The 22538-nt window shown below is 38.9% G+C and carries 24 protein-coding genes and 1 pseudogene; 12 read left to right on the forward strand and 13 right to left on the reverse strand.

What is annotated here, in order from left to right:
- The 6 genes and pseudogenes from AC1M83_RS10115 to pcaG form a co-directional block, all read left to right on the forward strand.
- A pseudogene (locus AC1M83_RS10115) lies at window positions 1-107 on the forward strand (hypothetical protein); the annotation flags it as partial.
- A gap of 62 nt (window positions 108-169) precedes the next feature.
- Window positions 170-1528, forward strand: a complete 1359-nt coding sequence (pcaB, locus tag AC1M83_RS10120; protein WP_481590582.1) for a 3-carboxy-cis,cis-muconate cycloisomerase — start codon at window positions 170-172, stop codon at window positions 1526-1528.
- A complete protein-coding gene (pcaD, locus tag AC1M83_RS10125) occupies window positions 1525-2307 on the forward strand; it encodes a 3-oxoadipate enol-lactonase (RefSeq protein WP_171076801.1) in 783 nt (260 codons plus the stop codon). Before pcaB ends, pcaD begins: the two co-directional genes overlap by 4 nt.
- Window positions 2308-2354: 47 nt before the next feature.
- Window positions 2355-2753, forward strand: a complete 399-nt coding sequence (pcaC, locus tag AC1M83_RS10130; protein WP_035269644.1) for a 4-carboxymuconolactone decarboxylase — start codon at window positions 2355-2357, stop codon at window positions 2751-2753.
- A gap of 35 nt (window positions 2754-2788) precedes the next feature.
- Window positions 2789-3514, forward strand: coding sequence for a protocatechuate 3,4-dioxygenase subunit beta (pcaH, locus tag AC1M83_RS10135; protein ID WP_481588854.1), 726 nt, complete (start codon window positions 2789-2791; stop codon window positions 3512-3514).
- A gap of 14 nt (window positions 3515-3528) precedes the next feature.
- On the forward strand, window positions 3529-4158 hold the full coding sequence (gene pcaG, locus AC1M83_RS10140) for a protocatechuate 3,4-dioxygenase subunit alpha (RefSeq protein WP_481590583.1): 630 nt from the start codon (window positions 3529-3531) through the stop codon (window positions 4156-4158).
- A gap of 119 nt (window positions 4159-4277) precedes the next feature.
- On the opposite strand, the gene AC1M83_RS10145 is transcribed toward pcaG, so the two are convergent.
- The 8 genes from AC1M83_RS10145 to AC1M83_RS10180 form a co-directional block, all read right to left on the reverse strand.
- Complete coding sequence (locus AC1M83_RS10145; RefSeq protein ID WP_481590584.1) at window positions 4278-5627, reverse strand: MFS transporter; 1350 nt, start codon at window positions 5625-5627, stop codon at window positions 4278-4280.
- A gap of 14 nt (window positions 5628-5641) precedes the next feature.
- Entirely contained in the window at window positions 5642-6028 is a 387-nt protein-coding gene (locus AC1M83_RS10150) for a PaaI family thioesterase (protein ID WP_481588857.1), read from the reverse strand.
- A gap of 22 nt (window positions 6029-6050) precedes the next feature.
- Window positions 6051-6584: a DUF3237 domain-containing protein gene (locus AC1M83_RS10155; RefSeq protein WP_481588858.1), complete on the reverse strand. Its 534-nt coding sequence runs from the start codon at window positions 6582-6584 to the stop codon at window positions 6051-6053.
- Between the two features lie 52 nt (window positions 6585-6636).
- Window positions 6637-7890, reverse strand: a complete 1254-nt coding sequence (locus AC1M83_RS10160) for an OprD family outer membrane porin (RefSeq protein ID WP_481590585.1) — start codon at window positions 7888-7890, stop codon at window positions 6637-6639.
- A gap of 48 nt (window positions 7891-7938) precedes the next feature.
- Entirely contained in the window at window positions 7939-9078 is a 1140-nt protein-coding gene (locus AC1M83_RS10165; RefSeq protein ID WP_481590586.1) for an acyl-CoA dehydrogenase family protein, read from the reverse strand.
- A gap of 72 nt (window positions 9079-9150) precedes the next feature.
- Window positions 9151-11037, reverse strand: a complete 1887-nt coding sequence (locus tag AC1M83_RS10170) for a feruloyl-CoA synthase (RefSeq protein ID WP_481590587.1) — start codon at window positions 11035-11037, stop codon at window positions 9151-9153.
- 78 nt (window positions 11038-11115) lie between these two features.
- Window positions 11116-12567 (reverse strand): aldehyde dehydrogenase, encoded by a 1452-nt coding sequence (locus tag AC1M83_RS10175; RefSeq protein ID WP_481590588.1) that lies wholly within the window; start codon window positions 12565-12567, stop codon window positions 11116-11118.
- Between the two features lie 49 nt (window positions 12568-12616).
- Window positions 12617-13450 (reverse strand): p-hydroxycinnamoyl CoA hydratase/lyase, encoded by an 834-nt coding sequence (locus AC1M83_RS10180; RefSeq protein ID WP_035270071.1) that lies wholly within the window; start codon window positions 13448-13450, stop codon window positions 12617-12619.
- Window positions 13451-13721: 271 nt separating this feature from the next.
- On the opposite strand from AC1M83_RS10180, the gene mhpT reads away from it, so the two are divergent.
- The 3 genes from mhpT (at window position 13722) to AC1M83_RS10195 (ending at window position 16293) form a co-directional block, all read left to right on the forward strand.
- Window positions 13722-14954 (forward strand): 3-(3-hydroxy-phenyl)propionate transporter MhpT, encoded by a 1233-nt coding sequence (gene mhpT, locus AC1M83_RS10185; RefSeq protein WP_481590589.1) that lies wholly within the window; start codon window positions 13722-13724, stop codon window positions 14952-14954.
- Window positions 14955-15018: 64 nt separating this feature from the next.
- The gene (locus tag AC1M83_RS10190) at window positions 15019-15477 is read left to right on the forward strand and encodes a MarR family winged helix-turn-helix transcriptional regulator (RefSeq protein WP_179997673.1); all 459 of its coding nucleotides are present in this window, start codon (window positions 15019-15021) and stop codon (window positions 15475-15477) included.
- Between the two features lie 126 nt (window positions 15478-15603).
- Complete coding sequence (locus AC1M83_RS10195; RefSeq protein WP_481590590.1) at window positions 15604-16293, forward strand: GntR family transcriptional regulator; 690 nt, start codon at window positions 15604-15606, stop codon at window positions 16291-16293.
- A gap of 50 nt (window positions 16294-16343) precedes the next feature.
- On the opposite strand, the gene AC1M83_RS10200 is transcribed toward AC1M83_RS10195, so the two are convergent.
- The 3 genes from AC1M83_RS10200 to AC1M83_RS10210 form a co-directional block, all read right to left on the reverse strand.
- Window positions 16344-17285, reverse strand: a complete 942-nt coding sequence (locus AC1M83_RS10200; RefSeq protein WP_481590591.1) for a PDR/VanB family oxidoreductase — start codon at window positions 17283-17285, stop codon at window positions 16344-16346.
- 51 nt (window positions 17286-17336) lie between these two features.
- Window positions 17337-18401, reverse strand: a complete 1065-nt coding sequence (locus AC1M83_RS10205) for an aromatic ring-hydroxylating dioxygenase subunit alpha (protein WP_481590592.1) — start codon at window positions 18399-18401, stop codon at window positions 17337-17339.
- Between the two features lie 267 nt (window positions 18402-18668).
- Window positions 18669-18872 (reverse strand): acyl-CoA thioesterase, encoded by a 204-nt coding sequence (locus AC1M83_RS10210; protein ID WP_481590593.1) that lies wholly within the window; start codon window positions 18870-18872, stop codon window positions 18669-18671.
- 353 nt (window positions 18873-19225) lie between these two features.
- Between AC1M83_RS10210 and AC1M83_RS10215 the strand changes: the two genes are divergently transcribed.
- The gene (locus AC1M83_RS10215; RefSeq protein WP_051586611.1) at window positions 19226-19675 is read left to right on the forward strand and encodes a hypothetical protein; all 450 of its coding nucleotides are present in this window, start codon (window positions 19226-19228) and stop codon (window positions 19673-19675) included.
- An 8-nt stretch (window positions 19676-19683) separates the two neighbouring features.
- On the opposite strand, the gene AC1M83_RS10220 is transcribed toward AC1M83_RS10215, so the two are convergent.
- Window positions 19684-20580, reverse strand: a complete 897-nt coding sequence (locus AC1M83_RS10220) for an alpha/beta hydrolase family protein (protein ID WP_481590594.1) — start codon at window positions 20578-20580, stop codon at window positions 19684-19686.
- A gap of 22 nt (window positions 20581-20602) precedes the next feature.
- Window positions 20603-21394, reverse strand: a complete 792-nt coding sequence (locus AC1M83_RS10225) for a crotonase/enoyl-CoA hydratase family protein (RefSeq protein WP_481590595.1) — start codon at window positions 21392-21394, stop codon at window positions 20603-20605.
- 173 nt (window positions 21395-21567) lie between these two features.
- On the opposite strand from AC1M83_RS10225, the gene pnuC reads away from it, so the two are divergent.
- Together pnuC and AC1M83_RS10235 are read left to right on the forward strand one after the other, a co-directional pair.
- Window positions 21568-22149, forward strand: a complete 582-nt coding sequence (gene pnuC / locus AC1M83_RS10230; RefSeq protein WP_481590596.1) for a nicotinamide riboside transporter PnuC — start codon at window positions 21568-21570, stop codon at window positions 22147-22149.
- 101 nt (window positions 22150-22250) lie between these two features.
- Window positions 22251-22517 carry a hypothetical protein gene (locus AC1M83_RS10235; RefSeq protein ID WP_481590597.1) on the forward strand — a complete coding sequence of 89 codons (267 nt, stop codon included), beginning with the start codon at window positions 22251-22253 and terminating at the stop codon, window positions 22515-22517.
- Window positions 22518-22538: the final 21 nt, after the last annotated feature.

Genomic DNA, 22538 nt, shown 5'->3' on the forward strand with positions numbered 1-22538 from the left:
TGACGACTGCACTGAATCAACTTGAAGCAACTGGTGGCAAATATGCATTGTGCTCTATGTGTATCGGTGTGGGTCAAGGCATCGCTTTAATAATTGAAAAAGTTTAACAGCAATTTTTGGACAGACGCTTTATGGTGAAACACATGATGAAGCGTAATAGGGATAAGTTATGAGTCAGTTATATGCGAGTTTGTTTTATCAGAATGATGTAAATATCATATTTAGTGATGAAGCACTCGTAAAATATATGTTGCGTGCAGAGGTTGCACTGGCTCAAGCTCAAGCTGAAGTTGGTGTTATTCCCTTAATTGCTGCTGAAACGATTCAACGTGTTGCAGCACAAGAAATTCATTCCATTATTAATTTTGATCATTTGGCACAGTCCAGTGGTCTCGCTGGCAATATTGCAATTCCATTCGTAAAGCAATTCACTGCTGCTGTGAAAAAAATCAATGAAGATGCTTCTCGTTATGTGCATTGGGGTGCGACCAGCCAAGATATCATTGATACGGCCTTTATGCTGCAAGCTCAAGATGCGTTACAGCTGATCGAAAAGCAACTTATTCAAGCTATTCAGGCAACTAAAAAACTGACGATTCAATACCGTGATCAGGTGATGATTGGACGTACATGGTTGCAACAAGGTTTACCACTTACCTTTGGACATAAAACAGCACGGTGGCTCTCTAGTTTAGATCGAGATTTAAAGCGTGTTCAGCAGTTACAGCAACATGTCTTAACAGCACAGTTAGGGGGTGCGGTAGGTACTTTAGCTTCACTAACTGAATATGGTTCGGCTGTAGTGAGTACCTACGCACAAAAACTTGGTTTAAATACGCCCGTATGTACATGGCATGGGGAGCGAGATCGTGTAGCCGACATTGCACATGTACTTGCAACGATTACAGGAAACTTGGGCAAGATGGCCCGTGACTGGTCACTCATGATGCAAACAGAAATTGCAGAAGTGTTTGAACCGAGTGGTGCTGGGCGTGGAGGGTCATCGACGATGCCTCATAAGCGTAATCCTGTTGCAGCTGCTTCAATTCTAGCCGCTGCAAATCGCGTCCCTGCATTAATGTCAAGTATCTACCAAAGCTTAGTACAAGAACATGAACGAAGTTTAGGTGCATGGCATGCTGAATGGCTAGCGTTACCAGAGTTATTTCAACTGACGGCGGGTAGTTTAAGTAGAGCAATCGATGTATTTACGGGATTAGAAGTAGATCCTGAAAATATGTTCAGAAATTTAGAGTGCACGCAAGGATTAATCATGGCTGAAGCACTGATGATGTCACTCGCATCTCAGATGGGTCGATTGAATGCACATCATCTTGTGGAAGCTGCTTGTAAGCAAGCAGTTGCCGAACAACGACACTTACTCGATGTTGTACAAAATAATCCAGAAATATTAGCTATTTTTGATCTAGATCAACTCCGTCAGATTTTTAATCCGCAACATTATCTAGGAAATACTCAAGCACAAATAGATGCGGTACTAGAGAGCGTTCAAGGAAGTACACCATAATGACATTAATCAATAATCGTAATGGTCAGCAGCTTGCGGTCTATCGTTTTGGTGACGATACAAAACCAAGCATCATTTTTTCAAACTCACTGGGCACTGATCATGGCATGTGGCAAGCCCAAATTGATTATTTTTCCAAAGATTATGATGTGATTTGCTACGACACACGTGGTCATGGAAGAAGTAGTGTCATTGAAAATACCACAATCATTGATTTAGCCAATGATGTCCTTGATGTACTCAATCATTTCTCTATAGAAAAAGCGCATTTTTGTGGTATCTCCATGGGAGGAGTTACTGGGATTCAATTAGGCATAATTGCACCAGAGCGTTTTAACTCTATTACCATTGCAAATTCAGCAGCAAAAATTGGAAATGCCGAGGCATGGTTGAGTCGTGCAGATGCGGTTGAACAAAATGGTTTGGCTGATATCGTCAGTACTACACATACGCGTTGGTTTAGTGAACAATTTGATTATTTACACGATGTGACAGCTCAAAAAACCATTCAGAGTTTGTCTGTCACTCAGCCTAAAGGCTATGCAGCCTCTTGTCGTGCTTTAGCTCAGACGGATTTACGCAATCAACTTGGAAAAATTATTGTGCCTTGTTTGGCATTATGTGGCGGCTTAGATCCTGTGACCACAGTGAATGATGGTGAGTTTTTAAAACAACATATACCTGACTGTCAACTTGCAGTCATAGATGCATCGCATTTATCCAATATTGAGCGACCAGTTGAATTTAACCAAGCATTGCTTGCTTTTATTCAGTCTTAAGCACATCTGAACATCAAATAATTTCAATTTTAAAGAGGAACAACCCCATGAATGATGAAGAACGTTATAAGCAGGGGCTAGAAGTCCGTACTGAAGTCTTGGGTGAAGCCCATGTCGGGCGTTCACTTGAAAATTTAAACGAATTTAATGCTGATTTTCAAAACTTTATTAGTCGTTTTGCATGGGGTGAGGTTTGGTCAAGACCAGGACTGCCAAGACACACACGTAGTTTGGTGACGATTGGAATCTTACTTGCATTGGGGCGTGAAGCAGAGCTCAGAATGCATATTCGTGCTTGTTTCAACAATGGCGTTACCAAAGATGATCTTAAAGAATTATTTTTGCATGCGTCTTTATATGCAGGACTTCCTGCAGCCAATGCTGCAATGCATATGGCAGAAGAAGTATTTGCAGAGTTAGGCATTTCGCCTGAGAAAATTAAATAAACGGACGATATTTTAAATTGAATAAGGAGAGATTCATGTCTCAAATTCTGATGGGTGCTTATGCACAGCGAAATACAGATGATCATCCGCCAGCATATGCGCCGGGATATAAAACCAGTGTATTACGTTCGCCGAAAAATGCACTGATTTCGATTGCGCAAACATTAACCGAGGTTACTGCACCTCACTTTAGCGCAGACTTATTGGGTCCTAAAGACAATGATTTAATTTTAAATTATGCAAAAGATGGTTTACCTGTTGGTGAACGGGTCATTATTCATGGTTATTTACGTGATCAATTTGGTCGTGCTGTCAAAAATGCTCTGATTGAAGTATGGCAAGCAAATGCCTCAGGACGTTATCGCCATCCAAATGATCAGTATGTGGGAGCTATGGACCCTAACTTTGGTGGTTGCGGTCGAATGCTCACAGATGAAAATGGATTCTTCATTTTTAGAACGATAAAGCCAGGACCTTATCCGTGGCGTAACCGTATCAATGAGTGGCGTCCAGCACATATCCATTTTTCTGTGATGGCAGATGGCTGGGCACAGCGTTTGATTTCCCAGTTTTATTTTGAAGGCGATACATTAATTGATAGCTGTCCAATTTTAAAAACTGTTCCTTCAGAACAACAGCGAAGAGCTTTAATTGCGCTCGAAGACAAGAGCAACTTTATTGAAGCAGATAGTCGTTGCTATCGTTTTGACATTACTTTACGTGGTCGTCGTGCGACATATTTTGAAAATGATTTGACTTGATAGGGAGCATCAGGATGAATGGCTGGAAATTTGAAGAATTACATGAAACACCATCTCAAACAGGTGGTCCATATGTCCATATTGGATTAATGCCTAATCAAGCTGGTATAGAAGTATTTGAGCATAGCTTCAATAATCAAATGGTGAAAGATGGCACTCAAGGTGAATGTATTCGCCTCGAAGGGCAAGTTTTTGACGGTTTGGGTTTACCACTTCGCGATGTACTCGTAGAAATTTGGCAAGCTGATGCCAATGGTGTTTATCCAAGTCAGCAGGATACGCAAGGGAAGCAGCCAGATCCAAACTTTTTAGGTTGGGGTAGAGCGGGTGCGGATTTTGACACTGGTTTTTGGAGCTTTGATACCATCAAACCAGGTGCTGTTCCTGGACGTAAGGGTTCACAGCAAGCACCACATATCGCGCTGGTTATTTTTGCGCGTGGTATCAATTTAGGTTTACATACTCGAGTTTACTTCGAGGATGAAGCTGAAGCGAATGCGAAAGACCCAATTTTGAATGGTATTGAGTGGGCGCCACGTCGTCAAACACTCATTGCTAAGCGTGAAGAGCGTGATGGTCAGATCGTTTATCGTTTCGATATTCGTATTCAAGGTGAAAATGAAACTGTATTCTTTGATATTTAAACTTTGAACAAGAAATTAAAAAGGTCAGTGATTTCACTGACCTTTTGTTGTTTCTATCAATAGATTTTGATGAAACAACTTATCTTAACAATACAAAGTTATATATTCGTGAGCATAAATTATTGAGGCTCTTTTTGTAAAACGACATATGGTGTATTTACTACGGATTTTTGTTTTAACTTATAGATGATGAAAATGGCAATAGCTGCTAAAACAAATGCAAAACCAAAATTTCCGTACAATTCTAAAGGCGAGTTCCCTAGGTCTAAAAAGTATCCCGCAATGATTGGAGAGAAAATACCACCAAAACGACCAACACCAGTTGCAATCCCCACGCCTGTTGATCGTACATCTGCCTCATAGAGCTGTGTAGAAATGGCATAGATTCCAGCTAAACAGCCATTAATAAAGAATCCTAGCGTTGTGGCAACGATGATTAATATATTTAAATTATCTGTATTGTTCACAAACAATAAAATACATACGTACGTGAGGATTAAAAAGGCAATTTGATTGATGTATACGCTGACTTTAGAACTAAGAACACCAATGATAAAACTACCTAAAATACCACCCACGCTGATCATCATGGCAGTTTTAATAGATAATGAGTTATCTAGACCAGAACTATTGAGAATTTTAGGTGTCCAGCCCATCACGAAATAAAAACCAAAAAGAATAAAGAATATAGAAACCCATAATACAAGGGATTTAACTAAATACTTGTGGTTAAATATTTCTACGTAAGAAGACTTTTGATTTTTTACATATGCTTTGGGGAGTGTGAGAATTGGTTTTTTATGCATTTTAGAGAAAATTTGATTCAATTTTTCCAAAGCATGTTTTGGTTGTTTTAGTAATAAATAATCGATCGATTCTGGTAAAAATTTCAATGAGCAAAGAAAAGCAAATGTAGTAACGAATCCACCAATTAGTAATACTTGTCTCCAACCGATACTTTCTAAGCTATATACAGCAAGTAGTGCTCCGCTAATTGCTCCAATCCCATAACCGGCAGATAATATCCCAACACTAAAACTTTTATATTTAGTTGGAGAATATTCACTGGCCAAAATCATAGCACTGATTTGAACACCACCAATACCAACACCAGTGAAAAATCTGCACAGAACCAATTGCTTAAAATCGGTGGCAAATGCAGATGCAAACATGCTCAAACCACAGATTAATAGACAAAGGTTAATTAAATTACGTCTACCGATTTTATCTGCGAGAGGTGCAAGTAAAAATGAGCAGACGGTCATACCAATTAAACCAGCACTAATTAAAGTTCCTATATTAGTACCAGTTAATGAAAACTCATTGGCAACTGAACTTGCCAAATAAGCCATTATCATGAAATCGAATCCATCGATAATGTATAAAATAAAACAGAAAAAAACGACAAATTTTTGATATAAACTTATTTTGTCGTTGTCGACACAGTCCTTTAATTTTAAGATATCCATTCTTTTTTTAATCCTTATAGAACCATAAATGCAGCACTGGTTTTTGCCACTAACTTTCCATGCTGCCAAGCTTCACTTTGAATGCTTAAAATTTTACGTCCTTCTTTGATGAACCACGCTTTTGCCAATACTTCACCAACTTCACATGGTCTGAAGAAATCAATTGTTAAATTAATTGTGGCAGCTGGTTTTTCTGTTTGATTTAAGGCAGCTAAAATACCCATTGCATCATCAAGCATGGCGCAGATCATGCCTCCTTCAACACTTCCCCTAGGATTGGTAAAACTTTCAAGAGCAATATATTGAACTGAAATTACTCGCTTTTCCTTGTCCCACTGAAGTTGATGACCACCTAATAAATGATGAATAGGGGGTAAATTAGATAAAACTTGTTCGTCCATTGAAAAGTACTCCTTTTAATATTTATTTCACTGCAAATGCATCATAGATCACGGCTTTTCCGAGACGCATTGCGCTTCCAACTGCAATTGTCTGATTTAACCATGCATATTTTTCTGAGCTAGTTTCAAACTGCATGGTTAATTTGAAGTAATATTGAGAGGGATTAACATCTTCGCCACGACTTAATTGTTCTAGTACTTGTGGTGAAGCATGGCGATAACCTTTAGTTTGTAAATAAATCAGAGCACCATCATCAGTTTCTAATAAATAGCGCGTATCTATATATGCCAAACCTTTGCTATCGACCTTTTGCCAATCTGCACCATTGTTAAGAATACGCCCCTTCAAACTTGGTCCAGAAAAAGTTCCTCCAGTGATTGGGATAATGCGTCTTTGCCCTAAATCTGAAGTTTTACCGAGTTCCCAAACTGGGGCTGTGAGTTCAACATTGAATGTTGCAAGGGGTTCAAGTTTTATGGGTTGTGGTGAATATTGGGTATTTGCCAGACTTAATGCACTGGTGGTATAGACCAATAAGCCGATTAGATATTTCATACTTATTATCCTTAGAGAGGGTAGGGTTCCTCAGTAAAGAACCCTTTTGTTATTATTTAAATTTCCACGTGTAATCAATATTGATACGAGTTTCATTGGCTGGCTTAATATTGGCGGTAATTGGCATATCATTATCGTAGATCGCGTAACGCGCGCGTAAACCTAAATTTTTTAGTGGACCATTTTGAACTGTGTAAGCTAGATCAAAATCCAATTCATCTTCCGAAAAATCTGTACCACCCAACTGTGGTGCGTAAATATTGCTACCATGGGTATAGCGGGTCATAAAACGAAGACCTGGAATATAGTCTTTAAAATCGTATTCATAACGTAGGCTATAAACACGCTCTTTCGCATTCAAAAACTCACCAGTCCAAGTATCAATTGCTAGTCCAGTTTCTCCTCCTGTTAAGTACGGAAAAGCAGTATCTCCAAAGTGGTGAAATGTAGAAAAGATAAACTTATGGTTTTGGTGTTGAAGTTCTGAATGGCTATGAAGTAAATGATTGTCAACTAAACCCGCTTTAGCAGTCCCATCTTCATCGCTAATGTAGTAACGCAACTGTGTTGTAAAAGTGGATTGATTTGAGATTGGATATTTATAGGTTATGCCTAACAACGATTGGCGATATAAGTCGTTAACATCCATATGAAATGCAGTCAACCGCAATGGATTATGAGTCAAGTCATAATGTCCACCTAAGTAATACAAATAATCTGTTTCTTCAGAAATATAACGACCATTTACTCCAGAGATCTTTATAGCTTCATAATTTGTAGAATCACGTTGATTGACTTCATCAATATAGGATGCTTGGAGATCCAGACCTTGAATATCTTTAGATTGAACTGCAACACCTCGATACGTTTGAGGTAAAAGTCGTGCTGGAGAGCCGACTAAAACAGGGGTCATGGGTTGAAGAGTCCCTATACGTACCTCGGTTTCAGAAACTTTAGCTTTTAAAGTGACTCCAACTTCACCATATTGATCTGCAGGCTCATTGGTTGCCAAGGAACGAATTAAGTTTCCTGTGCCTCCATATTTAGCATCAGCATCCAGTTTAAAACCTGCGGTCGCTAATAGATCTAAACCAAAACCAATCGTTCCATCGGTGAATCCAGATTGCGCTTTAAAGATAAATCCTTGTGTCCAGTCTCTTAATGCGGGGTATCTATTCTCAACTTTAAAGTCACGGTCAAAGTAGAAGTTACGTGCAGTTAATTCGACTTTACTTTGGTCGATAAAATTATTTGCAAATACTGGAGCGGTACATAATAGAAGTGGTGTGATCCATAATTTTTTCATCTTTATTTCATCCTGAAATAGTATTAATACATAGAGGTAATCTTTGTGTTATTTTCCTAAAAGTTCTCTTGCAACGATTTCTTTCATAATTTCATTGGTTCCCCCATAAATTTTTTGAACACGTGCATCGACATAAAATCGAGATATTGGATATTCCCGCATGTATCCATATCCCCCGAACAATTGCAGAAGTTGATCAATGACTTCACATTGGGTATCAGTGATGAAGCATTTCAATGCCGCAACTTCGCTTACATCCAATACTCCCTGTTGATAAAGCGACTTACATTTTTCGACAAAGGCTTCGGCTGCTAGAGTTTTAATTTTGGCTTGAGCGATTACAAAACGAGTATTTTGAAATTGTGCAATTGATTGTCCAAAAGCTTTACGTTCGAGGACATATTCTTGAGTAATTTCTAAAGCACCTTGCAAAGCGCCTAATGCCATGAGAGAAATACTCAAACGCTCACGTGGAAGTTCTTGCATGAGATAGCTAAAGCCTTGACCTTCCTGACCTAATAATTGGTCTTTAGGAACTCTGACTTGGTCAAAAAATAATTCGGCAGTGTCTTGAGATTGAAGTCCAATTTTTTTTAGACCACGACCTTTTTTTACTCCATCTAAATGAGCATCCACCAATAAAATCGAAATACCTTTAGCTCTTGCTTGAGGATCAGTTTTAGCAATTAAAACTATGAGATCTGCATGTTGACCATTCGATATAAACGTTTTTGAGCCATTTACCACATAATGATCGCCATCTAATAAGGCTTGAGTGCGGATGGCTTGTAGGTCTGAACCTGCATTGGCTTCAGTCATTGCAATAGCTGTAACAACTTCACCGGATACCATTTTAGGTAACCAATATTGTTTTTGATCTTCACTTCCAATATTCTGGATATAGGGTGAAACAAGCTCACTCTGACCACCGATTGCAACGGCTAACGCAGAGAAGCCCGCTCGAGCAGTTTCTTGAACGATCATTTGTGAATAATATATCGGTGCGCCGTAACCTCCATATTGTTCAGGCACATCGACGCATAAAAATCCATTTTGTCCAAGTTGATCCCAAACTTGTCGAGGCATGAGTCCTTGCTCTTCCCATGACTCATAATATGGGGCGACAAACTCTGCTAGGAAGCGTCGATAATTGTCCCGAAACAGCTCAAAATCACTATCTTTCTGCATAGCGTTATCCTAATTTTGAATGCAACTGTCTAAGCAGCGTTTGACTAAACGCTGCTGAATAAAAAAGTTGAGTTAATTTCTAAGGGTTGGAATGCGAATAATGAGAGGATTATTAATGTTTTTTTCGTATAACTCTTCCACCATTGCTATGCGACGTTTCAAGATACCACTTTGATTGAGATTGCCTTTATCAGTGGTTTCTCCTGCATCAAGAAGTGGAGGTTCAATCATGAGGTAAAGCATTGAAACAGTGTTTGAACTACCTGTCGCATCTTTGTTGAAATCAATTAAAAACTGCTTAAACCACTGTTGAACTTTAGGGTGTAGAAGCACCTCTTTAGTATCCACTAGACTCAAATCTAATCCTGCATACTCAGCGCAATCTGCAATTTTGGGAAATATTAAAAATCCAATCGCACTTAAATTAGAACCGGTGATACATACATCTTGAATAAGTCGATTACCTGTAATGAGAACTTTATTGCGTAAAGTTCCAACATTGACAAAGGTACCTGTATTCAACTTAAAATCTTCAGCTATACGGCCATCATACATGAGTCCTTGACTCGGGTCGGATGGATCCACTAACTTCACTGCATCCCCAGTGCGATAAAAGCCTTCATCATCAAAGATATTAGCTTGTTGTTCCATAGGCAGACGCCAGTAATGTTTCATGACATTTTTACCACGAACACAAAACTCAAGTTTGTCACCATAAGGAACTAATTTCACTTCACAACCTGGAGCTGGATATCCAATGAACCCAGCCATTACTTTGGGACCAGTTGTAAACACACATGATGGTGCAGTCTCAGTCATCCCCAAACCGCTCATGATACGAATACGTTCTCCACAGTGTGACTGCGCGATTTGATCAAGTCTGTTCCAACCAGCTTCTGATAGTGCAGCACCAGCAAAAAACAAAATTTTAACTCGACTAAAAAATTTTTCGCGTAACTCAGCATCTTGTTCAAGTGCTACGGTTATTTCTTCCCATCCTTTAGGAACGTTTAAATACACAGTAGGTGCAATTTCCTTAAGATTCCTGATGGTTTCTTCCATCTTTCCTGGAACTGGCTTGCCGTCATCAATATAAATTGTGCCGCCGTTATATAATGCGATTCCTACATTATGACTGCCACCAAAAGTATGATGCCATGCTAACCAATCAACTAATACTGGGGGGGTCTCTTCAAACTCAGGGAAGGTCTGAAGCAGCATCTGTTGATTGGTACATAGCATTAGATGCGTTGTAGGTACCGCTTTCGGCATTTTAGTTGAGCCAGATGTAAATAGAAATTTCGCTATTTGATGTTCATCAATGGTCTCATAATGATCTTTAATATCACTAATTTCAGAGGAGAGGAGTGAAGAGAAAGCAAGGCAATTTTTCTCACCAAATTTTCCAGAATTCGTAACGATCACAATATCATCTGTATCACAGCAATGTTCAATCGCTTTAGCAAAATCTTGACCATCATTAGCAAAAACCAAACCTGGTGTTAGAACATCAAACACATGTTTGAGCTTGCCAAAATCTTTAGAAATAAGTGAATAGGCAGGAGAAATTGCGGAGAATGGAATCCCTGCAAGCATTGCTCCCATTGACAAAGTAAGATGCTCTAGATCATTTCCAGATAGAATGACAATAGGACGTTCAATTGAAAGATGTGAATATTGTTTCAAACTTTGTGCAATACGCCATGCTCGATCTAATGTTTCTGCGTATGTAAGCTTAATCCATTCATCATCATGACCACGTTTTGCTGCGAATACACGATCGGGATGTGTTTGAGCATATTGAATTAAACGGTCAGTAATTTTTTGTGGGTATGGTTTAAGTTGTTCTTTTGGGGAAATATACAAAGTGCCATTTTTAGATTGAAACTCAATCTCGTGACTGCCTAATTTAACAAATCGCTCAGGATATTTATGCGTATGAACCGTCATATTCGACATTGTTTTCACTCCATGTATTTTTAGCTATTCTTTTCCAACGAAAAGAGCTGACTTCATGTCAACTCTTTGAAATATTCGTTAAATAGGGTAGTGACGAGTTTTGGTTTGCATGGTGATCCAACGCAGCTCAGTGAACTCTGCAACTGAGACTTTACTCCCAAATCGTCCATAACCACTTTGTTTCACGCCACCAAAAGGCATTTGCGCTTCATCATGAACGGTTGCACCATTAATATGACAAATACCTGATTCGATACGTTTAGCAACATCTAGAGCTAGGGATAAATCTTGACTAAAAACTGCTGCAGATAATCCAAATTCTGAGTCATTTGCTAAATCGATTGCTTCATCAACAGTTTTAAAACGTTGAACGGTGCACACAGGACCAAAAGACTCTTCGGCATAAATCTGCATATCTTTAGTGACGTCAACTACGATAGTAGGTTGCATCATAGCACCATCAATGCTTAAACCTAGTGGTAAATATGCACCTTTTTCACGTGCATCTTCAATTAAATTTTTGATTCTTGTTGCAGCTTTTAAACTTTCTAGAACGCCCAGGGGTTCTTCACTCTCAAGTGGATTTCCTGCTCTGATATTCTGAACTTTATTGATCAATTTTTCGATGAATTGGTCTGCAATTTTTTCATCCACAAGAACACGCTCTGTCGACATACAGATCTGTCCCTGATTGAAAAAAGCGCCGAAACTGATGGCATTAACGGCTTCGTCCAGGTCCGCTTGCTCCAATACAATGACCGGTGCTTTGCCACCAAGTTCCAGCAACACTGGTTTGAGGTATTTCGCTGCAGTTTGTGCAATTATTCGTCCTACATGCGTTGAACCTGTAAAATTAATTCTTTTAGTCAATGGATGACTGATTAAACGCTCTACAATCTGTGGAGCATCTTGCGGAGCATGAGTAATGACATTGACAACACCATCGCCAATACCTGCTTCATGAAGTACTTCCCCAATTAATCGATGTGTTGCAGGGCAAGCTTCAGATGCTTTAAGTACGACTGTATTCCCACAAGCCAGAGGCATCGCTAAGGCACGAGTGGCTAAGATAACAGGAGCATTCCACGGCGCCATACCAACGATGACACCACATGGAACGCGAACACCCATAGCGATATTGCCAGGAACATCTGATGGAATAATATTTCCATCAATTTGTGTAGTCATGGCTGCCGCTTCTCTCAGCATATTGGCAGCAAGATGGACATTAAAGCCATACCACGTCGCAGTTGAACCTATTTCATGTATTGCAGTTTGAATAAACTGTTCAGTTTTTTGATCCATCAAATCTGCAGCTTTAAGCAATTTTAAACGTCGGTCTGTTGGTGATAGAGCAGACCAAGTTTTGAATGCTTCATGCGCTGACTCAATTGCACGATCAACATCGCTTAAAGTCGCTGCTGCACTTGTTGATGCGATTGAGCCATTAATTGGACTGATTCTTTCAAAAGTTTGTCCTGAACTTGCTGCAACAGATTGGCCGTGAATAAGTAACTGTACGTTTTGCATGGTGAATGTTTCCTTACATGTCCATCATGACGAAAAAAGTAGATTCTGCTTAAGCAGGACGTTTATAAGTTTGAAGACCTGGTTTGATTGTTTTGTCATCCAAGAATTGCTTCATACCTTGTGCACGACCACCTTCATCATCACGGTAGTTGCATTGATCCAGTTTGGCGTATAAGTAATCTTCGTTTTGCTCCCAAGTCAGCTCACGACAGCGCTTAAAACCATTCTTCGCTGTACGCAGTACAACTGGATTCTTTTCAAGCAAATTATTTGCCAATTCAGTTACTTCTGCACGTAATTGAGCAAGTGGAACACTCTTGTTCACTAAGCCCATATTTGCAGCTTCAACACCAGAGAAGGTTTTGCCTGTCATGATGTAGTACATAGAAGCACGATGACCGACTGTATCAGCCATAGCTTTGCTCACTAAGTTACCTGGAGGAATTCCCCAATTCACTTCAGACAAGCCAAATGTAGCTTCATCTGCTGCAATGGCTAGATCACATGCGACTAGTGGTGAGAATCCACCACCGAAGCACCAGCCGTTTACCATTGCAATCGTTGGTTTTGAATAAAAACGAAGTAAATGCCATTGCCAACGTGATGCATCACGACGAATTCGCTCTTGGAAAATTTCTGGCTGGCTGTCAACCTCACGGAAGTACTCTTTCAAGTCCATACCTGCTGTCCAAGAATCCCCAGCACCAGTGAGTACCAAAACACCTGCTTCTGGATCGAGTTCAAGCGTTTCAAGTACATCAATCATTTCTTTATTTAAGGTTGGACTCATCGCATTTTTCTTTTCTGGGCGATTTAAAGTGACCCAAGCAATGCCAGCTTCAACTTTTACATCAACAGTGGACCAGCGATTTTGATAAGACATGATAAGCTCCTTAGTGTTTGTTTTATGTCCTGTTGGAATTAAGATAATATCAGTTAAACTTACATACAAGTGTTTTTTTGAATTTTTTATATAATTTTTATAATATATTGATATTTAATAAAATAATATTTTAAATGAATTTTATTTAAAAAAAAATATTGATTATTTTATAAGTTTAGGTGATATTTTTTGAGTTGCCTGGACGGAGGCAATACATAGGATGTGTATTTTTTTAAAAGTATTTTAAAAGCTCTAAAAGGGACAATAAAAAATGGAACAAAGTGTAAGTAGTAAGACTAAAGCTACGCTTACACTCGTACTGTGTTTCGCTATCGCTGTATTTGAAGGTTTCGATCTTCAATCAATGGGCGTAGCAGCACCACGGATGCGAGCAGAGTTTGGCTTAGATAATACTCAAATGGCATGGGCATTTAGCGCGGCAATCTTGGGTACTTTACCTGGTGCATTATTAGGAGGTCGTTACGCTGATAAAATTGGGCGTAAGGCAGTTCTATTGACCAGTATTTTAATTTTTGGAGTGATGTCAGTTCTAACGGCATATGCTTCTGATTATACACTGCTTTTAATCATTCGTTTCTTGACTGGTTTAGGGATGGGTGGCGCTTTACCAATGATGATCACCATGGCATCTGAGGCAGTATCAGAGAAACATAAAGGCATTGCAGTCAGTATTATGTATAGCGGTATTCCATTTGGTGGAATGTTGACATCATTCGTGGCAATGGGTTTAGCTGGTGATGCGCAATGGAGACATATCTTCTACATTGGTGGCTTCGCTCCAATTCTTTTAATCCCTTTGCTAATGAAGTATTTGCCGGAGTCTAAAGACTATTTAACAGCGACGAAGAATAAAACTTCTACCCCATTCTTTGAAGTGTTGTTTGCAAAAGAACGGCGTTTTTCCACGATTCAAATTTGGATCAGTTTTTTCTTTACGTTAGTTGTTTTATATTTTTTACTCAACTGGTTGCCACTATTGATGGGTGCACAAGGTTTAGGAAAAACAGAAGCGAACTATGTTCAAATTGGTTACAACATCGGTGGTATCTTCGGGTCGATTCTCATGGGAACTTTACTTGATAAGATTCGCATGAGTACTGTAATTAAATTTATATATATTGGCATCTTGTTATCACTGTGCTGTCTTGCAATATCTCCAACTGTTGCTTTACTTGTATTGTCTGCTGTGGGTTGTGGTCTATTTATTGTAGGTGGCCAATCAGCGCTCTATGGATTGGCAGCGATGTTCTATCCAACAGAAATGCGTGGCACGGGCGTAGGAGCTGCAGTCGCAGTAGGGCGTATAGGATCTTTTGCAGGGCCACTATTTGCTGGCATGCTACTGTCGTTAGGTTCTAGTTCAGCAATGGTCATTGGTGCAAGTATTCCACTGATTTTATTTGCAGCTATTGCGGCATTAATGCTTGTACGCAAGCCACGTCCAGAGCAGTCTGATGCTGTTCTAAATATAACTACACGTTAAACTTATGTTAAAAGTATGATTACGACAGTAGTCATACTTTTGTTCATCTATTAAGGAATATAAAATGTCAGAAGTTAATCATTCGATTCCGACACTGAGCTATATAATTGCAAGGGTTGATCGTATTGTGAGTAAACTTTTAACTGAACGTTTAAAAGACTTAGATATCACCTTATCTCAGTTTACAGCATTGTCAGTTATCGCTGCGAAAGGCAATCTATCTAATGCAAAACTTGCAGAACGTTCATTTATTAAACCGCAATCTACCAATAAAATTCTACAAGATTTACAAAACCACGATTGGATCAGTAGAGCTTCAGATCCCTCACATGGACGAAGAATTTTAATTAATGTAACGCCTAAAGGATTTGAAAAACTCGAACAATGTCGAAACATTGTTAATGAGATAGAACAAAAAATGTTAGATGGGGTAGATATCCATTTAGCTTATTTAATTCGAAACAATCTAGAGTTAATGGCAACCAATCTTCAAAAAATAAATATTGATGATACGAACTCATAATCACCTCAGTTATCAAAAATAGAATAGTGAATTTCCGGCCTAAAAGAGTCCTTTAAGTCAACAGAGATTGATATTCCAAATCTGACTCGTTAGGATCAATCATGATCAAAAAAATTGAGTAGTTATATGTCTTCAGGGCAGCAAGTGTTAATTGAACTTCGCAAAATGATTATTTCTGGGGAGATTGCAGGAGGTTCCCGTTTGGCTGAAATTCCGACTGCTGAAATGCTAGGTGTATCACGTCAACCCATTCGAATGGCTTTTCGGCTTTTAGAGCAAGAAGGCTTACTCGTTAAAAATCCAACTCGAGGCTATACTGTTCGAGAAATTTCATCCAAATTAGTTCATGATGCGTTGCATGTACGTGGCGTTTTAGAAGGTCTAGCTGCAAAAACGCTTGCTGAAAAAGGCATGACGATAGATCAACATCAAACACTTTTGAATTGTATTACCCAAATTGATTCCATATTCAATAAACCAGAATTAACAAGCGATGATTTAGAAACCTACCATCATTACAACACTATTTTTCACAATACTATTATTCAAGGCTCGGATAATATTGCAATTGTGCAAGCACTTAGTAAAAACAATCAGTTACCTATGGCATCTGCACAAGCACTGACTTATGATAAAAATAATGCGCTGTCTGAAATTCGTCGTTTGCAATATGCGCATATCCAACACTGCTCAATATTCAATGCATTAAAGCAAAAAGACTCAGCACGCGCTGAAAGTTTAATGCGTGAGCATAGTCATGTGGTTACTTTAGGGGAGACTATGCGTTCAATATTTCACACAGATGGGTCTATATAAAAAACCCTTCAATTAATGAAGGGCTACACTTGAAAATCTATCGATCCCAATTAAACATCAATGATAATTCGTTGAGATTTGGCTCTTGAGCAACAAGGTGTGAATTGATCATTTGCAGCTTGTTCCTCTTCAGTTAAATACATATCTCTGTGATCAATTTCACCTTCAACTACATTCACTAAACAAGTGCCACAAATACCTTGTTCACAAGATAAAGGGATACAGATTCCAGCATGTTCTAAAGCTTGTGCTGCAGATTGATCAGCTGCGACATGAATACGTTGCCCTGTTTTTAAAATCTCAATTTCAAAACTGCCATCTTGACTGGTATCAATAGCTTGTGCGCTGAAATGCTCTTTATGTACTTGATGACTAGGCCAAGAGAGCGTATCAGCGGTATGGATCACATAGTTCATAAAACCATCTGGGCCACATACATAAATATGATGATCGATATGAGGAGAGGCAAAGACCGTATTCAAAAGAATATGTGTTTCAGGTTCATCATCAATATGGATGTGGACGGAATCTCCTAGACCCTCTAAATCTTGTTGGAATGCAATAGAAGCTCTCGTTTTCACAAAATACAGTAATTGGAAGGACTGATTATTGCGTTTAAGCTCTTTAGCCATTGCTAAGATAGGAGTGATACCGATTCCACCTGCACACAAATATGCATATTCTGTCTCAGGAACCAAGGCAAACAAATTTCGTGGTTCACTAATCTTGAGCTGCTGACCCTCACGAAGTTGTTCATGAATAAATTTAGAACCACCACGTGATAAAGGATCATTCAGGACACCAATGACGTAACGGTGCTGCTCTGAACTACAATTTGCCAAAGAATACTGTCTAATTAATTGATTACCTAAGTGCACATCAATATGTGCACCGGCTTGAAAAGCTGGTAATAATTCACCATGGGTGTTTACCAGTTCGAAAGATAAAATGTGTTCATTATGACGATAAATCTTCTGAATAGTCACATCCATGTGAGTATTGCTCCTTGGTAAAATGAAAAACTGATAAAATGTGGGTTTACTTTAAACAACATTCAAAGTTGTAATTTTCTGCTCATCATTCGTTTGCTCTAAGCTGATCAAGCGGTCAATTACTTTTCGAGATTGAACACCGCCTGCATCAATATTCAGCATCAGCAATTTACGATCAGGATGTCTCAATAAATTCTGTTGCTGTTGTTCAAGCATATTTAAATCTTCCGAGAAAATTTTGCCCTGTCCCTCACGAATTTGGTTAGTTAATTCGATGTTGTCAGGTTGGAAGTGTCGAGCCATTCCCCAGAAATACCAGTGAGACGTTTCCGTTTCAGGGGTAATAAAATCTACAACGATTGAAGACACTTTTTTATTTTCCGGTGCGTTGTAACCACCATGTCCTGCGTGGGCAACACCAACTTCAATATGAACATTGCTAGGTGCATGAAAGTGACAAATTTGCCAACGGTCTACTAGAACATCTGCAGCGAGATTATTACCTTTTAGAGCCATTTGCCAAAATGGAGGTGCATAAATGTTTTCCATATGACGTTCAGTCACAACGTGGTCACCATCAACACGAGTGGTTGGTGCAGCTTCATCAATTTCTTTTTGACCAATGCTGTTTGCATGAACATATGTTTCATGGGTGAGATCCATTAAGTTATCAATCATCAAGCGGTAATCACAGTTGATGTGGAATAGTCCACCACCATAGGCCCATTCTGGATTTTCAGCCCACTCTAAAGTTGGGAGTTGATCTTCACTTGCAAGCGATTGGTCTCCTGGCCATACCCAAATAAAGCCAAATTTTTCAATTGCGCGATAGCTTTTATTGCAAGGAAAGCCACGTACACGTTGCCCAGGCATTGAAACCGTTTTGCCGTCACATCCCATCACTAACCCATGATAACCACAGACCAGTTGACCATCTTCAACAAAGCCTAATGACAAAGGTGCACCGCGATGTGGGCAAAAATCTTCAACGGCATGTATTTGGTTTTCTTTTCCACGATAAAAAACCATTTTTTCACCGCAAATTTGTCTTCCTAGAGGCTTATCTTGTACTTCTTCAGGTCGTGCCGCCACATACCAAGCATTTTTTACAAACATGAGTTGATCTCCTTATCAATTGGATCCAATAATTCTATTTTTTAGATAGAAAGTCAATAATAATCTTTAAAAATAAATATTTTGGATCCATTTTTGAGAGAGCATTTAAATAATAATTATTTTTGAGCAAAAATGATGGCAAATCACCATCCAAGAATATGGCGAAATTGATTCATTGTCAGAGAGGGCACGAGGGTTAATTTATTAAACAAAAAATGCTTAAACTTGATGGATTATTGGGATTTAATTTTTAGCTTCATTAGAAAATTAAAATTGACCTAATTTTTTCATTTGACGACGACGTCTCGTGAGCCCCAAGATTTCTTGGCGATCTTGAATTTCTTGAGCAGAATAAGGAAGCGTCTGTTGCAATGCTTCGAGTTGTTGAAGATGACTGTTTTCAATGAGGAAGCAATCATGCTCAACAGGCCATGCACTGGTAATGGGTTTGCGTTTACGGGAATAGTTCATGGTTAAATTATAAAATTTGAGAAAAGAATAGTGTAGATGCGTATCAAGTTAAACGACAAAACATGTCGTAATGATTTAGAACACTGAGATTTTAAACCCTATTTTAATGAGAATCTTTCAACGTACTTTTAAGTCATATTCATTGAATAAAATTACCTAGATTTACACGGTTTACATAACATGTGGATTTTGAAATGAGTTGTTACGTTTCGTGCCATCCCTCTACTGGTTTTTAAGTTAATATTTTAAAAGTTAAAACTTAATAACACCAAGAAAATTAACAATAAAAATAAAGAAATAATCATTTCTGTAATGAACGATTCAATGAATAATCATCGGAATGAGTAAAAAATATGATGCTAATCGTGGTGTGTTTTGCTTTGGTCAGTTGCTATGCCGTATGGCGACTATTATTACAACCTAAATTGATTATGGGGAATACGCAGAGGCACTTTGATTTAACAAAACTCCTCAAGCCTACTGATCTCAGCCAGCCGGCGCGCTTGGTGTATGATACGGATTCTGTCGAAGATATTCGTATGTTTGATGAGGTTGCAAAATTACTGTTTGAGAAACGTGTAAATCATCGTGATATCAAGTTTGCTCAGCAAATTCAATATGAGTTTTTGAACAAGATGCCATCACGAACTTTATGTCAGATCAATCAATTTGATTTAGGTGAGTGGTCGATTTTATGGGAATATCGTAATCAATCCCTTGAATACTATGTGAGTCAATATGGCATCATGTATCGACATACTGACGCACAAGGGGTAGAGCATCAATCTGACTTTATTCAGTAATTTAGAATTTAATCATTAACTAAATTGAGATAATTTTGGAGCATGTCATCCCAAATTTTTTCTGCGCCTTTTTTGAAATATCCCATGTGTCCAATTGCAGGCATTTGATACTGTTTGGCTGTGATATCAATGTAGCGCATATCAGCAGAACGATAATGTTGCATAAAGGCTTGCCTCGAATTTGGGAGAGCCCAATCATCATCTAATGCTGAAACAGCATAAATTTTGGTTTTAACACTTGCATATTGTGCTTTTAAATCTTGTTGCTCGGGGTCAGCGAAAAAATATAACGGATTTTTGCACCAACGACGCCACTGTTGATATACCCCTAAAGGCAGATCAGAGCCCATATTGAATTTACTCCAAGGTAAATAACCTGTGACTGCGACAATGGGTGGAAACACAATACTCCACATCACGGATACTTTGAATCTTTCTTTGAACGGCATATATCCTGCCCAACCTGCACCTGTACCGTAGCAACACATGGCACTGACTTGATGATGATTAGGGGTAAGTCCCAAGGCTTGACCACCATAAGAGTGTGCAGTCATAAATAAGGGGAAAGTATCGCTAGAAAAGTATTCAATGGCACCAGCGAGATCAAGTTTCCCCCAATCCAAATAACTCATTTTAAAACCTTTGAGTTGTGCTGGAGATGATGCCCCCACACCACGATAATCAAAGGTTAGCACTTCAAAACCACGTTCTGCAGCATACTCTGCAAATCTGCGATAAAAAGGTTGGGGAACCGCTGTCGCTGAAGCCACAATAATACGTGCAACAGTCTTCACACCAGATGATAGGTAGCGAGTGCCGGTGAGCATATAGTTATCTAAGGCAGGAAACTGAACTTGAGTTTTATTGATGCTCGGCATCTGGTTCACATTTGGAATAGCTTGCATGTCTATATTTCCCGATATTGAACTATTGACCTTTAAAGCGAGGTTGACGTTTTTCGCTCATTGCTCGCATACCTTCGACTGCATCTTCAGATTGTATTAGTGGAAGAAGATGAGTCTTTAACTGATTAAAAGCGTACTGCTCATCATGTGAAATCGCTTCGTGAGCAGCTGTCAAGGTGGCTTGAACAGCGAGTGGAGCAGCTGAAGCGATGGATTCGGCAAGTTCAATGGCACGGTCAAGCGGATCTTGTTCTGTTACTTCAGTAATCAAATGAAGTCGAAATGCAGTTGCAGCATCAAAAAAATCCCCCGTCAATAAGTAGCGCATTGCATTAGACCAACCTGCAGTTTTAACGAAGCGTGAAGTTGCTCCGCCAAAGGGGAGGATGCCACGTTGCACTTCAAGTTGAGTAAATTGGGTATTTTGATGGGCAATACAGATATCGGCATTCAACATCAGTTCGATTCCAGCAGTAAAACAATACCCCTTCACAGCGACAACGACTGGTTTTTTTCGTTTACGACCAGTCGTGCCCCATGGGTTAATCAAGTTCATATCTTCCGAAAATATACCATCTGACATACGCGGCTGAAGCTCAACCAGATCTAATCCTGCCGTAAAGTGCTCTCCATGTGCATAAATCACAGCACAGCGTAAATCAGACTGGTCTTCATAGGTGGTAAGTGCTTGTGAAAGTTCATCAATCATAGGACTGTCGAATGCATTGCGCTTCGCAGCACGGTTTAAACCAATCAACATCAGATGATTGCGAATTTCAATGGTTATTCTGGTCGTTTGAGTTGTATTCATCATTATTATTTTCCATTGAGGATATTCTATTTTTAGAGGAGTTTAATGGTTAGGTCAAAACTGTGCAGTTCAAATTGAACAGCGCTAAGTCGTGTTCGTTAAGAATCATGTATGGTGCCATTCAATATGCGTTAGGATAGGCGTATCAAATAAACCACGATCATTTTACGTAGTGTATGAGCCTTTTAGAAATTATTTCAGTATTGATGAGTGTATTGGGTGTAACCCTCACGATTCGCCGTAATATTTGGTGTTGGCCTGTGAATCTCGTGGCTTATGGCTTATATGCAAAGTTATTTTATGACTATCAACTCTATGGTGAAACGATATTGCAATGCGTGTTTATCGGTTTAGGAGTGTATGGTTGGTGGATATGGAAAGCTCAGTTTAAACAGCAAGAGCAACTTGCCATCAATCGTATTCAAGGGTTGAGAATTATCAAACATGTGTTTTTTACAATGTTGGCAGGATTTATTTTTGGTTTAGGTTTGGATTATTTTACGGATGCTTCCATTCCTTATTTAGATGCTCAATTGGCGAGTTTGAGTTTGCTCATTACATATTGGACGTCTAAACGATATTTGGAAATTTGGCCTGCTTGGATCGCAGTGGATATCATCTATGTCATGATGTTTATGTATAAAGATCTATACTTGACGGCTGGTCTTTATGGCGCATTTACTGTTTTAGCATTCTTAGGTTATCTTCAGTGGAAGAAAAAATATCAAGTTCAACAGCAAACCGTCTACTCACTCTGAAAAATTTACATCCTTGGACATTGATTTGAATGATTCGATCTGCAAAATTAAGCAGATCGATGTAACAATGAAATTGAATTTAACCAGTAGACTTTAAATGTATGATTATCCACTTTTGGGAAGCTCGATTTCTGCAATTTGTAAAATCATTACAACAGCATCCTCACCGTTATCTTAATTTTGTATCCGTTGCCGATTTTTATCAATGTCAGTGGTTAAAAACGCTTCCTCCTCATACTGAATATTTTTGTACTGGATTAGACGATGGTGCAGAGCAATTTGATATTTTGATTCAATATTTGCATCATCAAGTCAGTATTCACATTGCACAAGAAATTAAAGTAATTTATCGAGAACTCGATCTCTAAGAGTTCTAAGAGTTAGGAGTG

The organism is Acinetobacter sp. 25-47-130 (assembly GCF_056779705.1).

What these genes read in the sequence shown, in the direction of transcription:
- pcaB (WP_481590582.1), top strand. Translation starts at nt 170, where the DNA reads ATGAGTCAGTTATATGCGAGTTTGTTTTATCAGAATGATGTAAATATC.
- pcaC (WP_035269644.1), top strand. Translation starts at nt 2,355, where the DNA reads ATGAATGATGAAGAACGTTATAAGCAGGGGCTAGAAGTCCGTACTGAA.
- pcaH (WP_481588854.1), top strand. Translation starts at nt 2,789, where the DNA reads ATGTCTCAAATTCTGATGGGTGCTTATGCACAGCGAAATACAGATGAT.
- pcaG (WP_481590583.1), top strand. Translation starts at nt 3,529, where the DNA reads ATGAATGGCTGGAAATTTGAAGAATTACATGAAACACCATCTCAAACA.
- AC1M83_RS10145 (WP_481590584.1), bottom strand. Translation starts at nt 5,627, where the DNA reads ATGGATATCTTAAAATTAAAGGACTGTGTCGACAACGACAAAATAAGT.
- AC1M83_RS10150 (WP_481588857.1), bottom strand. Translation starts at nt 6,028, where the DNA reads ATGGACGAACAAGTTTTATCTAATTTACCCCCTATTCATCATTTATTA.
- AC1M83_RS10155 (WP_481588858.1), bottom strand. Translation starts at nt 6,584, where the DNA reads ATGAAATATCTAATCGGCTTATTGGTCTATACCACCAGTGCATTAAGT.
- AC1M83_RS10160 (WP_481590585.1), bottom strand. Translation starts at nt 7,890, where the DNA reads ATGAAAAAATTATGGATCACACCACTTCTATTATGTACCGCTCCAGTA.
- AC1M83_RS10165 (WP_481590586.1), bottom strand. Translation starts at nt 9,078, where the DNA reads ATGCAGAAAGATAGTGATTTTGAGCTGTTTCGGGACAATTATCGACGC.
- AC1M83_RS10170 (WP_481590587.1), bottom strand. Translation starts at nt 11,037, where the DNA reads ATGTCGAATATGACGGTTCATACGCATAAATATCCTGAGCGATTTGTT.
- AC1M83_RS10175 (WP_481590588.1), bottom strand. Translation starts at nt 12,567, where the DNA reads ATGCAAAACGTACAGTTACTTATTCACGGCCAATCTGTTGCAGCAAGT.
- AC1M83_RS10180 (WP_035270071.1), bottom strand. Translation starts at nt 13,450, where the DNA reads ATGTCTTATCAAAATCGCTGGTCCACTGTTGATGTAAAAGTTGAAGCT.
- mhpT (WP_481590589.1), top strand. Translation starts at nt 13,722, where the DNA reads ATGGAACAAAGTGTAAGTAGTAAGACTAAAGCTACGCTTACACTCGTA.
- AC1M83_RS10190 (WP_179997673.1), top strand. Translation starts at nt 15,019, where the DNA reads ATGTCAGAAGTTAATCATTCGATTCCGACACTGAGCTATATAATTGCA.
- AC1M83_RS10195 (WP_481590590.1), top strand. Translation starts at nt 15,604, where the DNA reads ATGTCTTCAGGGCAGCAAGTGTTAATTGAACTTCGCAAAATGATTATT.
- AC1M83_RS10200 (WP_481590591.1), bottom strand. Translation starts at nt 17,285, where the DNA reads ATGGATGTGACTATTCAGAAGATTTATCGTCATAATGAACACATTTTA.
- AC1M83_RS10205 (WP_481590592.1), bottom strand. Translation starts at nt 18,401, where the DNA reads ATGTTTGTAAAAAATGCTTGGTATGTGGCGGCACGACCTGAAGAAGTA.
- AC1M83_RS10210 (WP_481590593.1), bottom strand. Translation starts at nt 18,872, where the DNA reads ATGAACTATTCCCGTAAACGCAAACCCATTACCAGTGCATGGCCTGTT.
- AC1M83_RS10215 (WP_051586611.1), top strand. Translation starts at nt 19,226, where the DNA reads ATGATGCTAATCGTGGTGTGTTTTGCTTTGGTCAGTTGCTATGCCGTA.
- AC1M83_RS10220 (WP_481590594.1), bottom strand. Translation starts at nt 20,580, where the DNA reads ATGCAAGCTATTCCAAATGTGAACCAGATGCCGAGCATCAATAAAACT.
- AC1M83_RS10225 (WP_481590595.1), bottom strand. Translation starts at nt 21,394, where the DNA reads ATGATGAATACAACTCAAACGACCAGAATAACCATTGAAATTCGCAAT.
- pnuC (WP_481590596.1), top strand. Translation starts at nt 21,568, where the DNA reads ATGAGCCTTTTAGAAATTATTTCAGTATTGATGAGTGTATTGGGTGTA.
- AC1M83_RS10235 (WP_481590597.1), top strand. Translation starts at nt 22,251, where the DNA reads ATGATTATCCACTTTTGGGAAGCTCGATTTCTGCAATTTGTAAAATCA.